At 65.4% G+C, this 12,623-nt stretch carries 13 protein-coding genes; 5 read left to right on the plus strand and 8 right to left on the minus strand.

Annotated features, from left to right (window positions below):
• Nucleotides 1-156: 156 nt before the first annotated feature.
• Nucleotides 157-858, minus strand: coding sequence for an RluA family pseudouridine synthase (locus P6U31_RS01720; RefSeq protein WP_407186566.1), 702 nt, complete (start codon nucleotides 856-858; stop codon nucleotides 157-159).
• A 57-nt stretch (nucleotides 859-915) separates the two neighbouring features.
• Between P6U31_RS01720 and ftsY the strand changes: the two genes are divergently transcribed.
• Together ftsY and P6U31_RS01730 are read left to right on the plus strand one after the other, a co-directional pair.
• Nucleotides 916-1,860 carry a signal recognition particle-docking protein FtsY gene (ftsY, locus tag P6U31_RS01725; protein ID WP_407186567.1) on the plus strand — a complete coding sequence of 315 codons (945 nt, stop codon included), beginning with the start codon at nucleotides 916-918 and terminating at the stop codon, nucleotides 1,858-1,860.
• A gap of 122 nt (nucleotides 1,861-1,982) precedes the next feature.
• Complete coding sequence (locus P6U31_RS01730; RefSeq protein WP_407186568.1) at nucleotides 1,983-2,585, plus strand: septation protein A; 603 nt, start codon at nucleotides 1,983-1,985, stop codon at nucleotides 2,583-2,585.
• A 104-nt stretch (nucleotides 2,586-2,689) separates the two neighbouring features.
• On the opposite strand, the gene P6U31_RS01735 is transcribed toward P6U31_RS01730, so the two are convergent.
• The 5 genes from P6U31_RS01735 to ccmA all read right to left on the minus strand — a co-directional run bounded on the left by P6U31_RS01735 (nucleotide 2,690) and on the right by ccmA (nucleotide 5,881).
• The gene (locus P6U31_RS01735) at nucleotides 2,690-3,286 is read right to left on the minus strand and encodes a DsbE family thiol:disulfide interchange protein (protein ID WP_407186569.1); all 597 of its coding nucleotides are present in this window, start codon (nucleotides 3,284-3,286) and stop codon (nucleotides 2,690-2,692) included.
• Nucleotides 3,283-3,468 (minus strand): heme exporter protein CcmD, encoded by a 186-nt coding sequence (ccmD, locus tag P6U31_RS01740; RefSeq protein WP_407190065.1) that lies wholly within the window; start codon nucleotides 3,466-3,468, stop codon nucleotides 3,283-3,285. The genes P6U31_RS01735 and ccmD overlap by 4 nt, the downstream gene beginning before the upstream one ends.
• A complete protein-coding gene (locus P6U31_RS01745) occupies nucleotides 3,465-4,256 on the minus strand; it encodes a heme ABC transporter permease (RefSeq protein WP_407186570.1) in 792 nt (263 codons plus the stop codon). Before P6U31_RS01745 ends, ccmD begins: the two co-directional genes overlap by 4 nt.
• 76 nt (nucleotides 4,257-4,332) lie before the next feature.
• Nucleotides 4,333-5,001: a heme exporter protein CcmB gene (ccmB, locus tag P6U31_RS01750; RefSeq protein ID WP_407186571.1), complete on the minus strand. Its 669-nt coding sequence runs from the start codon at nucleotides 4,999-5,001 to the stop codon at nucleotides 4,333-4,335.
• A gap of 277 nt (nucleotides 5,002-5,278) precedes the next feature.
• On the minus strand, nucleotides 5,279-5,881 hold the full coding sequence (gene ccmA / locus P6U31_RS01755) for a heme ABC exporter ATP-binding protein CcmA (RefSeq protein ID WP_407190066.1): 603 nt from the start codon (nucleotides 5,879-5,881) through the stop codon (nucleotides 5,279-5,281).
• A 240-nt stretch (nucleotides 5,882-6,121) separates the two neighbouring features.
• Here ccmA and acnA point away from each other — a divergent pair, with 240 nt between their 5' ends.
• From acnA to P6U31_RS01770, 3 genes are all read left to right on the plus strand, one after another.
• Nucleotides 6,122-8,842 (plus strand): aconitate hydratase AcnA, encoded by a 2,721-nt coding sequence (gene acnA, locus P6U31_RS01760; RefSeq protein WP_407186572.1) that lies wholly within the window; start codon nucleotides 6,122-6,124, stop codon nucleotides 8,840-8,842.
• Nucleotides 8,843-9,076: 234 nt separating this feature from the next.
• On the plus strand, nucleotides 9,077-9,853 hold the full coding sequence (locus P6U31_RS01765) for a DUF1223 domain-containing protein (protein WP_407186573.1): 777 nt from the start codon (nucleotides 9,077-9,079) through the stop codon (nucleotides 9,851-9,853).
• A 598-nt stretch (nucleotides 9,854-10,451) separates the two neighbouring features.
• Complete coding sequence (locus tag P6U31_RS01770; RefSeq protein WP_407186574.1) at nucleotides 10,452-10,823, plus strand: DUF2794 domain-containing protein; 372 nt, start codon at nucleotides 10,452-10,454, stop codon at nucleotides 10,821-10,823.
• A gap of 141 nt (nucleotides 10,824-10,964) precedes the next feature.
• Here P6U31_RS01770 and P6U31_RS01775 read toward each other — a convergent pair whose 3' ends face one another.
• Both P6U31_RS01775 and P6U31_RS01780 read right to left on the minus strand, forming a co-directional pair.
• Complete coding sequence (locus P6U31_RS01775; protein WP_407186575.1) at nucleotides 10,965-11,495, minus strand: GNAT family N-acetyltransferase; 531 nt, start codon at nucleotides 11,493-11,495, stop codon at nucleotides 10,965-10,967.
• A 249-nt stretch (nucleotides 11,496-11,744) separates the two neighbouring features.
• Nucleotides 11,745-12,536: a Bax inhibitor-1/YccA family protein gene (locus P6U31_RS01780; RefSeq protein WP_025575992.1), complete on the minus strand. Its 792-nt coding sequence runs from the start codon at nucleotides 12,534-12,536 to the stop codon at nucleotides 11,745-11,747.
• Nucleotides 12,537-12,623: the final 87 nt, after the last annotated feature.

The following is a 12,623-nucleotide window of genomic DNA, read 5'->3' on the forward strand; positions in this document are numbered from 1 at the left end:
TGGTAAACCATGGGGAAAAGCCGGTAGCCGCAGCGAGCGTCGCCGCAACCCCGGTGCGCTCCCTCCCCCTCCAGGGCAGGGCAATCGCATATGGATTTCGCGAGGCCCGCGGGCTTGCTCCGCCTCTCCCGCAAGCGGAAGAGGTGACAACAACACCTATTCCCCATTCCACCCGCAGGCGCGAAGTTTTTCGTGCATATGCGGCGGAGCCGGTGCCACGACGCGGATCGGCTCCTTATTCCGTGAGATCGGCACCACGATCTCGCGGGAATGCAGGTGCAGGCGCGGCTCGCCGAAGCGCGGGCCGTTGCCGTAAATGTTATCGCCGAAGATCGGCCAACCGCTCGCGGCCGCGTGCACCCGCAATTGATGGGTCCGCCCGGTCACCGGTTCCATGGCCAGCCAGGTCAGGCCGTCGCCCCGGCCCATCACTTTCCAGTTCGTGATTGCCTTCTGCCCGTCCGGATCGGGCTTCTGCCACCAGCCGCGCTCGGCATTGAGCCGGCCGAGCGGCATGTCGATGGTGCCTTCGTCTTCGGCAGGGCCGCCCTCGACCACGGTCCAGTAGGTCTTGCCGATCTTGCCATGCTTGAAGAGGAGGCCGAGCGAGGCGGTCGCCTTGCGATGGCGGCCGAGCACGAGGCAGCCGGAGGTGTCCTTGTCCAGCCGGTGGGCCAACACCGGCGGCCGCGGCAGACCGAACCGCAGGGCGTCGAAGGAGTCCTCCAGATTGGGGCCGCCCTTGGGGCCGCGATGCACCGGCAGGCCGGCCGGCTTGTCGATGATCAGCATCAGCCCGTCGCGATGGAGCACGCGGGCCAGGATCTCGTCGGCGGTCAACTGGGGAACATCGAGCAATTGCAAGACTTTCGGTCAAGGCTTTCGTTTGCGAGCCGGAACGGCTAACACGCCCCCATGAACGATACCACCTCCGAGACCCCCAAGCTGAGCTGGTGGCGCCGCCTGTCCAACGGGCTGAAGCGCACCTCGTCCTCGCTCGGGACCGCGGTCGCCGACCTCGTTACCAAGCGCAAGCTCGACCGCGCCATGCTCGACGACATCGAGGACGTGCTCCTGCGCGCCGACCTCGGCACCTCCGTGGCGGTGCGGATCGCGGATGCGGTCGGCACTGGGCGCTACGACAAGGCGATCTCGGCGGACGAGGTCAAGGACGTCGTCGCCACTGAAGTGGAGAAGGTGCTGGCGCCGGTGGCAAAGCCGCTCGTGATCGATGCGGCCAAAAAACCGTTCGTGATCCTCGTGGTCGGCGTCAACGGCTCCGGCAAGACCACCACGATCGGCAAGCTGTCGCAGAAATTCGCATCCGAAGGCCGCAAGGTGATGCTGGCCGCCGGCGACACGTTTCGCGCCGCCGCGATCGAGCAGCTCAAGGTCTGGGGCGAGCGGACCAAGACGCCGGTCATCGCGGGCGCGCAGGGCTCGGATTCGGCGAGCCTTGCCTTCAACGCGCTGACGGCGGCGAAGGAACAGGCCATCGACGTGTTGCTGATCGACACCGCCGGCCGCCTGCAGAACAAGGCCGAGCTGATGAACGAGCTCGAGAAGGTGGTGCGCGTCATCCGCAAGGTGGACGCCACCGCGCCTCATGCGGTGCTGCTGGTGCTGGACGCCACCGTCGGCCAGAACGCGCTGTCCCAGGTCGAGGCGTTCCACCGCACCGCCGGGGTCACCGGCCTCGTGATGACCAAGCTCGACGGCACCGCGCGCGGCGGCATTCTGGTGGCGCTCGCGGAGAAGTTCAAACTGCCGGTGCATTTCATCGGCGTCGGCGAAGGCGTCGACGATCTCGCACCGTTCACCGCGCGCGATTTCGCCCGCGCCATAGCCGGAATCGAATAACGTCATCCTTCGAGACGCCGCTTGCGCGGCTCCTCAGGATGAGGTCGTGCCACACATGAGGTCCTCATCCTGAGGAGACCGCGAAGCGGTCGTCTCGAAGGATGGGAGAGACGGAAGAGAGAATGGACAAGACCCAGCCGCATCCGCTGTTCAAGCTGGCGACCGAGCTCGGCCCGCTGCTCGTGTTCTTCTTCGTGAACGCGAAGTTCAATCTGTTCGCCGCGACCGGCGCCTTCATGGTGGCGATCGTGGCGGCGATGGCCGCCTCCTATGTGGTGACGCGCCACATCCCGATCATGGCGATCGTCACGGGCGTGATCGTGCTGGTGTTCGGCACGCTGACGCTGGTGCTGCACGACGAGACCTTCATCAAGGTCAAGCCGACCATCATCTACGGCCTGTTCGCCGCGATCCTCGGCGGCGGCCTGTTGTTCGGCCGCTCCTTCATCGCCGTGATGTTCGACCAGGTGTTCAATCTGACCTCGCAGGGCTGGCGCATTCTCACGCTGCGCTGGGCGCTGTTCTTCGCCGGCATGGCGGTGCTGAACGAGATCATCTGGCGGACCCAGAGCACGGACTTCTGGGTGAACTTCAAGGTGTTCGGCGTGCTGCCGCTGACGGCCATCTTCGGCATGATCCAGATGCCCCTGATCAAGCGCTATCACCTCGAGCCGGTCTCGCTGGAAGCCAGCGAGGCCGAGGCGGGGGATGTCAGCAAGGGGTGAGCCCTCGGCTCGTCGTTACGAGCGAAGCGAAGCAATCCAGAATGTCTCTGCGGAGGGATTTTCGATTGCTTCGTCGCAAGAGCTCCTCGCAATGACGGTCTTGGCTAAGACCCCGCCGCCTTCAGCGCCTTCTCCAGCTGCGGCAACAACACGGTGCGCAGATTGTCCGGCGTGACCGGTCCGACCAGCTTGTAGACGATGGTGCCCTCGCGGCCGACGATGAAGGTTTCAGGCACGCCGTAGACGCCCCATTCGATCGAGGCGCGGCCGTTGGCATCCACGCCGACGCGGCCGAACGGGTTGCCGTAGCGCCCCAGGAAGCGCCGCGCATTCTCGGTCGTGTCTTTGTAATTGATGCCGACGATCTGGAAGCGCTTGTCCTTGGCGAGCTCGGTCAGGAGCGGCGCCTCGTCGTGGCACGGCACGCACCAGGAGGCCCAGACATTGACCAGGCTCACCTGGCCCTTGAACGCGGCGGGGTCGAGGCCCGGCACCTGCGCATTGTCGGCCTGCAATCCCTCGAGCGGCGGCAGCGCGGTCTGCGGCGCGGGACGACCGATCAGCGCGGAGGGAATCCGCGAGGGATCGCCGCTGCCGAGCCGGAACCAGAACAGCAGCGCAAGCCCGATGAAGGCGATCAGCGGCAGCACCATCAGGAACGTGCGGCGCTGCGGTGCTGCGGAGATAGGTTGATCGCTCATCGCATGTCCGTCGCGCTGCGGCCGGACCGGCGCGTGATGCCCCGCTCCTCCAGCTCGCGCAGGCGCTGCGTCTGGTTGCGATAGTCGAGCGCGATCCAGCCGATCAGGATCGCGACCACGAAAGCCGCCGCGGCATAGGAGGTCACGATGAAGGATGCATAGGGGCCGAGCGACATCATCAGGCGGCCCCGACTTCGTTCGACGCGTTTTGTCCGCGCGGGCCGGCGCCCATCTCGCTCGAAAACGCGACGCGGCTCGCCTGCATCATTTGCAGCGAGCGGACGCGGCGGCGCAGGATCTCGTTGCGCATCGCCGCCAGATGCAGCGTGACGAACAGCAGCGTGAACGCGACCGCCATCACCAAGAGCGGAATCAGGAACGATTTGTCGAGCGCCGATCCGCCCATGCGCATCACCGAGGCCGGCTGGTGCAGCGTGTTCCACCAGTCGACCGAGAATTTGATGATCGGCAGATTGAGCGCGCCGACCAGGGTCAGCACCGCGGCGGCGCGTGCCGCGCGCGAGGGATCGTCGACCGCGCGCCACAGCGCCATCAGGCCGAGATACATCAGGAACAGAATCAGCACCGAGGTCAGCCGCGCATCCCATTCCCAATAGGTGCCCCACATCGGCCGGCCCCACAGCGAGCCCGTGAGCAGCGCGAGGAAGGTGAAGGCGGCGCCGATCGGCGCGGCGGCCTTGGCGGCGACGTCCGCGAGCGGATGACGCCACACCAGCGTGCCCAGCGAGGCGATGCTCATCACGCCCCAGACGAACATCGACAGCCAGGCATTGGGGACGTGGATGAACATGATCTTCACCGTCGCGCCCTGCTGGTAGTCGTCGGGCGCGAGCGCGGCCTGATAGAGACCGATCGTGAGCAGGATGACGGTCGCGGCCGCAAGCCACGGCAAGACCCGCGCTGTCAGCGCGAGGAACCGCGTGGGGTTGGCGAGGTCGATCAGCGTCATGGTACCCTGATAATCATCGGTGGCCGCTCAGGCAATCAGCACGAAAGTCCGTTGCGAAAGTTGATCGGGGTCAAGGTCAGTCGAGCCCGTGCCGCAGGCTCGCTGCGGCTGCGAAAGGGCCGATCACCAGGCTGACCAGGGACAGCGCGCACAGGATCGAGAACGGTGCGCCGAATGTCATCGGGCCGACGATCACCGCCTGCGAGGCCGCGACCCCGAAAATCAGGACCGGGATCGACAGCGGCAGCACCAGGACCGCCATCAGCAATCCGCCGCGGTGCAGCGTCACGGCCAGCGCCGCGCCGATCATGCCGGTGAAGGTCAGGGCCGGCGTGCCCGCCAGGAGCGTCAGCGCCACCGCAGCCGTGGCGACCATGTCGAGGTTGAGCAGGAGGCCGAGCACGGGGGTTGCGACAATCAGCGGCAGGCCGGCGGCCAGCCAATGCGCCAGCGCCTTGGCGGCGCAGGCCAGTTCCAGCGGCGTCCGGCTCATCGTGATCAGGTCGAGCGAGCCGTCCTCGTGGTCGGCCATGAACAGCCGGTCGAGGGTGAGCAGGCTCGCCAGCAGCGCACCGAGCCAGAGGATGGCCGGCCCCAGTCGCGACAGCAGCGCCAGATCCGGCCCGACCGCGAACGGCATCAGCACCACCACGGTGAGGAAGAACAGCACGCCGATCAGCGCCCCGCCGCCGACGCGGAGCGCGATCCGGATGTCCCGGCGGATGAGGGCGGTGAGGGCGGTCATGGCGGGCTCCCAGCGCGTCCCCAGGGCGGTGCGCTCCCTCCCCCGCTTGCGGGGGAGGGTCGGGGAGAGGGTGTCTCGACAACGAAGATTCGCCCGATAACGAAGTCTCCCCCAGAGGAGAGAACCCTCACCCGTCGCTCCGCGCCGGCCTCTCCCGCAAGCGGGAGAGGCGTGGGAGCCCGCGGCGACGCCTGCTTCAAGGATGCGAGATGGGGGGGCGGGGAGGGAACGGTGAGAGCGGCGGCCAGCCGCTCGGAAAGCTGAGGGTAGGGCCGCATCATGCCGTCCCCCCGATCCGCAGCTCCCGCGATTCGATTCCGAGCGGGGTGTGGGTGGCGGCGACGATCATGCCGCCGCGCGACAGGTGCTCGCGCATCAGGCCGCCGAACATGTCCTGGCCGGCGACATCCAGCGCGTTGGTCGGCTCGTCCAGCAGCCAGACCGGGCGGCGGACGGTCAGCAGCCGGGCCAGTGAGAGCCGGCGGCGCTGTCCCGCGGACAGGAATCCGGCAGGCAGATGGGTGGCGTGGTCGAGGCCGATGGTGGCGAGGGTCTCGGCGGCGTTGCCGCGCTCGCCGCCCAGGAAATCGGCCCAGAATGACAGGTTTTCGGCCACCGTGAGGGCCGGCTTCAGGGCATCGCGATGGCCGAGATAGTGGCACTGCTCGGGCAGCGTCAGCTCGGCATCGCCGCCGGCGAGCGCGATCTTGCCCCCCGCCGGCACGAGCAGGCCGGCGATCAGCCGCAGCAGCGAGGTCTTGCCCGAGCCGTTGCGGCCGACCACCGCCACGGCCTCGCCCGAGACGGCCGCGAAATCCAGCCCGGCAAACACCTGGCGGCCGCCCCGCACGCAGGTGACCCCCTGTCCGGAGAGCCGCATCTGGCCTGGTTTCACATCACTCAAGGCCGGGCCTCAGGAAAACTTGGGGTAGCGCATGGGAATTTTTGGCTGGCGATTGCTGCGGCACGATTGTGGCTGTGGCGGCGCGGTTAGAAAGCTTCTATAAGCCCGGAACTACTTGATGCAGCAACTCAACCCGCCCCTGCAAGCGGCCCCAGCCTGATCGCTGACGGTGTTAAGATACCCTGCCGGGTATAACTAACAATTGGGATTTCCTACATGACCTCGCTCGACAGCTTCAAATGCAAAAAGACCCTCAAGGTCGGCGCCAAGACCTATGTCTATTACAGCCTGCCCACGGCCGAGAAGAATGGTCTGAAGGGAATCTCCAAGCTTCCCTATTCGATGAAGGTCCTGCTCGAGAACCTGCTGCGCAACGAGGACGGCCGCTCGGTCAAGAAAGAGGACATCGTCGCCGTCTCGAAATGGCTGCGCAAGAAGTCGCTGGAGCATGAGATCGCGTTCCGCCCGGCGCGCGTGCTGATGCAGGACTTCACCGGCGTGCCGGCGGTGGTCGACCTCGCCGCGATGCGCAACGCGATGCAGAAGCTCGGCGGCGATGCCGAAAAGATCAATCCGCTGGTGCCAGTCGACCTCGTCATCGACCACTCCGTGATCGTGAACTTCTTCGGCGACAACAAGGCCTTCGGCAAGAACGTCACCGAGGAATACAAGCAGAACCAGGAGCGCTACGAGTTCCTGAAATGGGGCCAGAAGGCGTTCTCGAACTTCTCCGTCGTGCCGCCCGGCACCGGCATCTGCCACCAGGTCAATCTGGAATATCTGGCCCAGACGGTCTGGACCAAGAAGGAGAAGATGACGGTCGGCAAGAAGACCGGCACCTTCGAGGTCGCCTATCCTGATTCGCTGGTCGGCACCGATTCCCACACCACCATGGTCAACGGTCTCGCCGTGCTCGGCTGGGGCGTCGGCGGCATCGAGGCGGAAGCCTGCATGCTCGGCCAGCCGCTGTCGATGCTGCTGCCCAACGTCGTCGGCTTCAAGCTGAAGGGCGCGCTGAAGGAAGGCGTCACCGCGACCGACCTCGTGCTCACGGTCACGCAGATGCTGCGCAAGCTCGGCGTCGTCGGCAAGTTCGTCGAGTTCTTCGGCCCGGGCCTCGACCATCTCTCGGTCGCCGACAAGGCGACGATCGCCAACATGGCTCCCGAATACGGCGCGACCTGCGGCTTCTTCCCGGTTGATGCCGCCGCGCTCGATTACCTCAAGACCTCCGGCCGCGCCTCGGCGCGCGTCGCGCTGGTGCAGGCCTACGCCAAGGCGCAGGGCCTGTTCCGCACCGCCAAGTCGCCCGATCCGGTGTTCACGGAAACGCTGACCCTCGACCTCGGCGACGTCGTGCCGTCGATGGCCGGCCCGAAGCGCCCCGAAGGCCGCATTGCGCTGCCGACCGTCGCGGAGGGCTTTTCGCTTGCGCTCGGCAGCGAATACAAGAAGGCCGAGGAGCCGGCGAAGCGCTTCCCGGTCGAAGGCAAGAACTTCGACATCGGCCATGGCGACGTCGTGATCGCCGCGATCACCTCCTGCACCAACACCTCGAATCCGAGCGTCCTGATCGGCGCCGGCCTCCTGGCGCGTAACGCTGCGGCCAAGGGCCTCAAGGCCAAGCCGTGGGTGAAGACCTCGCTCGCCCCGGGCAGCCAGGTGGTGGCGGAATATCTCGCCAATTCCGGGCTGCAGCCCTATCTCGACAAGGTCGGCTTCAATCTGGTCGGCTTCGGCTGCACCACCTGCATCGGCAATTCCGGTCCGCTGCCTGAGGAGATCTCGAAGTCGATCAACGACAATGGCGTGGTCGCGGCCGCCGTGCTCTCCGGCAACCGCAATTTCGAAGGCCGCGTCTCGCCCGACGTGCAGGCGAACTACCTTGCCTCGCCGCCGCTGGTCGTCGCCTATGCGCTCGCCGGCAGCGTCACCAAGAACCTCGCCACCGAGCCGCTCGGCGAGGGCAAGGACGGCAAGCCGGTCTATCTGAAGGACATCTGGCCGACGACCAAGGAGATCAACGCCTTCATGAAGAAGTTCGTGACCGCGTCGATCTTCAAGAAGAAGTATGCCGACGTGTTCAAGGGCGACACCAACTGGCGCAAGATCAAGACTGTCGAGAGCGAGACCTATCGCTGGAACATGTCTTCGACCTACGTGCAGAACCCGCCCTATTTCGAAGGCATGAAGAAGGAGCCGGAGCCGGTCACCGACATCGTCGAGGCGCGGATCCTCGCCATGTTTGGCGACAAGATCACTACCGACCACATCTCGCCGGCCGGTTCGATCAAGCTCACCTCGCCCGCGGGCAAGTATCTCAGCGAGCACCAGGTGCGTCCCGCCGACTTCAACCAGTACGGCACCCGCCGCGGCAACCACGAAGTGATGATGCGCGGCACCTTCGCCAACATTCGCATCAAGAACTTCATGCTCAAGGGCGCGGATGGAAACATCCCTGAGGGCGGCTTGACGAAGCACTGGCCCGACGGCGAGCAGATGTCGATCTACGACGCCGCGATGAAGTACCAGCAGGAGCAGGTGCCGCTGGTGGTGTTCGCCGGCGCCGAATACGGCAACGGCTCCTCGCGCGACTGGGCTGCCAAGGGCACCCGTCTGCTCGGCGTGCGTGCGGTGATCTGCCAGAGCTTCGAGCGCATCCATCGCTCCAACCTGGTCGGCATGGGCGTGCTGCCGCTGACCTTCGAGGAAGGCACCTCCTGGTCGTCGCTCGGCCTGAAGGGCGACGAGAAGGTCACGCTGCGGGGCCTGGTCGGCGACCTCAAGCCGCGCCAGAAGCTGACCGCGGAGATCGTCTCCGGCGACGGCTCGTTGCAGCGTGTTTCGCTGCTCTGCCGCATCGATACGCTGGACGAGCTCGATTACTACCGCAACGGCGGTATCCTGCACTACGTGCTGCGCAAGCTCGCAGCCTAAGCGCGGATTTGTGAACGGTGGCTCACTGCGAAGTGAGTAGAAGGTTAAACGAAGGCGGCCTATCACAAGGCCGCCTTCGTGCGTTTGCGGCATGCTCTAGATGGGCCCGCCCGGCGGAAAATCTCCCTTTGGACGATTTGCCCGGACGGTCGAGCGTGCTGCGCCCCGTAAGACTACGGTGACCATCCCGCGATAAGATCCCCTTCCCACGAGCAATGGTGTGCGGCGTTCAACATGACGACAATGACGGCTTCTCATCTGGTTTCACGTTGGTCCAGTGCCCTCTGGTCGGGCGCCCTCGGTATCTGTGCGATCGTCGCCGTCATCCGTCCCGCCGCAGCCGATCCTCGGGCCGTGGTCGAACTGTTCACTTCGCAGGGCTGCTCGTCCTGCCCGCCCGCCGACCAGATCATCGGCGATCTCTCGAAAGACCCGTCGATCATCGCGCTGAGCATGCCGATCGATTATTGGGACTATCTCGGCTGGAAGGACACGCTGGCGGATTCGCGTTTCTCGGCACGGCAGCGCGCCTATTCGCGCATGCGTGGCGACCGTGAGGTCTACACGCCGCAGGTCGTGGTCAACGGCTCCACGCATGTCATCGGCAGCGACCGTGCCGGCATCGAGAACGCGATCGGCAAGACCGACAAGGGTGGGGGCGTGATGAGCGTGCCGGTGACGATGTCGCTCGCGGGCAAGCAGATCAACGTATCGGTGGCGGCGAGCAACGAGCCGGCCGTCTCGCACGGCGAGGTCTGGATCTGCTCGATCGCCAAGTCGGTCCCGATCGCAATCACCCGCGGCGAGAATCGCGGGCAGCAGGTCACTTACCACAACGTCGTTCGCAATCTGCTCAAGGTCGGCGACTGGACCGGGCGTCCGGAAAGCTGGACGGTGCCGATCGAGAACCTCACGCGCGAGGGTGTCGACGGCGCGGTGGTCTATGTTCAGGACGGCAGCCGCGAGCGGCCGGGCCCGATGCTGGGCGCGGCGTACACCTCGCTGCACTGATTTCTCTCTAGCGTCGCGCACTGCTCTCGACCGTCATGGTGAGGAGCGCGCCCTTGCGCGCGTCTCGAACCATGAAAGGCCCCGCTGACGCAGCCCGGCCTTCGCCCTTCGAGACGCCGCGCGAAGTGCGCGGCCCTCAGGATAAGGGGAGAGAGTCGCCGGCCGGATGTTCGGAGAGAGGCCGTGCCGAAAAATCCCGACACAAACAAAAAAGGACCAACTCGCGTTGGCCCTCCTTGTCGCGCGTACAGACCCGATCCTGTTCGACCCCGGGGGGCTGGGGGCTGAGGAATCCGGAACCGAAAGGACCGGGTCAACGCACATGAACCTTTTCGCAGTGCAGGGCGGCAGTCGCTAGGCGGAAAAGCGGCGAGACTAAGATTCTTGAGCACGATCCCGTGACGGTTCGTCGCGACAGAGTTCCACCCCTGCGTGTGGCCTGATTCGCAGCCGATTCCACCGGTTGAGTTCACCGAGTCCCATCGGGGGCCTTGCGGCGGTGGCCGGTTGGCGCAATCATGCAATTGTCATGTTCCGAGGTTCCGGGGACGGTCTTCGCGGACGCGGAGCGTGCTGTTGCGATGAGGAGGCGCTTCCCATGAGTCTGACGTCGGAGAATGCCGATCCGAGCGAGCAGCGCGCGGCGGCGCGCCCCGCCGCTGCCAGTGCCCAACTGAACCGGGTGACGTTCAACCGGCTCGAGCTGCACCGGATTCTCAATCTCTACGGCCGCATGGTCGCCGACGGCGAGTGGCGCGATTATGCCATCGACTTCCTCAGGGATCGCGCGGTGTTCTCGGTCTATCGCCGTGCCTCGGAGGTGCCGATCTATCGCATCGAGAAGGACCCGCGCCTGGCCCGCAAGCAGGGCATGTACAGCGTGATCTCGGCGACGGGCCTGATCCTGCGCCGCGGCCACGAGCTCGAGCGTGTGCTGCTGGTGATCGATCGCAAGCTGGCGGTGGTGTGACGACCTTAGGTCGTCATTCCCGGGCGCGGCAAAGTTGCGAACTCCGGCGCGGTTGCGCCCTGAGAATCTCGATCCGCGTTCGCAAACAACTTCTGGATTCCGGGTGCGATGCTGCGCATCGTCCCGGAATGACGGATAAACCTAACTCCCCGGTACCGTGGTTGCGCCCTCGCCGAGGTCGCGCTGCATCATCACCGTGTCCAGCCAGCGGCCGAACTTCAGCCCGACATTGGGATGCGTGCCGATCATCTTGAAGCCGCCCTTGGTGTGCACGCCGATCGAGCCGGCATTGGCGGAGTCGCCGATCACCGCGATCATCTGGCGGAAGCCGCGCGCCTCGCATTCTTTGACCAACCGTTCCAGCAGCAATGCGCCGATCCCGCGGCGGTGGAAGCTCGGATCCAGGTAGATCGAGTTCTCGACCGTGAAGCGGTAGGCCGGGCGCGGCCGGTAGGCGCCGGCATAGGCATAGCCGGCCACGCGTCCGTCAAGGACGGCGACGAAATAGGGATAGCCGCCGTCGATCAGCGCGCGATAGCGGCGCGTCATCTCCGAGAGGTCAGGCGGCTCCAGCTCGAACGTAGCCGTGCCCTCGCGGACGGCCTGCTGGTAGATGGCGGTGATGGCGGGGAGGTCGGCCTCAAGCGTGGGCCTGATTTCAGGTGCGGACATGGGGGGAAGATTAGAGCCTTCCGGACACTGCTGGAAGAGGCCGTTCCGCCTCCACACCCGTCATTGCGAGCGCAGCGAAGCAATCCAGAAATGCATCCGCGGAGGGTCTCTGGATTGCTTCGTCGCATCTGCGCAAAATTGCTCCTCAATTTTGTCGCTGAGCTCCTCGCAATGACGAGGGAGATCCCGCCCCCAACAAAAACCCCGGCCTTTCGGCCGGGGTTCGTCTCCGTTCTCTCGTCGTTGCGCTTAGTCGCGCTGGCCGAGGAGCTGCAGCAGCAACGTGAACAGGTTGATGAAGTTCAGGTACAGCGACAGTGCGCCGGTGATGGCTGCACGCTCTGCGATGTCACCGCCGGCCGAAGCGTAGCCGTAGATGTAGTCGTTCTTCAGCCGCTGCGTATCCCAGGCGGTGAGGCCCGCGAACACCAGCACGCCGACCACCGACACGATGAACTGCAGCATCGAGCTGGCCAGGAACAGGTTCACCAGGCTCGCGATGATGATGCCGATCAGGCCCATGAACAGGAACGAGCCCATGCCGGTCAGGTCACGCTTGGTGGTGTAGCCGTAGAGGCTCAGCGCACCGAAGGTCGCCGCGGTGATGAAGAACACCCGCACGATCGAGGTGTGCGTGAACACCAGGAAGATGGACGACAGCGAGATGCCCATCAGCGCCGAGAACACCCAGAACAGGATCTGGGCGGTCGAGGGGGCGAGACGGTTGATCCCCGCCGAGATCACGAACACCATCGCGAGCGGCGCGAGCATGAACAGCCACTTCAGGGGGCTGACAAACATCGCGTAGCCGAACGGCGTCAGGAACAGCTTGCCGACGCGGACGGCTTCCGGGGTCGGAACGTCGGTTACGGCAGCCATGTAGACGCCGAGCGCGGCCAGGCCGGTGATGGCGAGGCCAATGCTCATGTAATTGTAGATGCGCAGCATGTAGGCGCGCAGGCCGGCATCGACCGTCGCGGCGTCAACACGCCCGGCGGCCCTGCCGAAAGGAGAAGCGTAGTTACGGTCTAGGTCCGACATGGTCGAATTCCCGTTGGTTGGTCCGGTCCGGCATGAGGGTCGCCATGCCGCCGGTTCGTCAAACTCTATCTCGGATACCGCTGCCAA

Source organism: Bradyrhizobium centrosematis (genome assembly GCF_045571495.1).
Lineage (GTDB): Bacteria > Pseudomonadota > Alphaproteobacteria > Rhizobiales > Xanthobacteraceae > Bradyrhizobium > Bradyrhizobium centrosematis.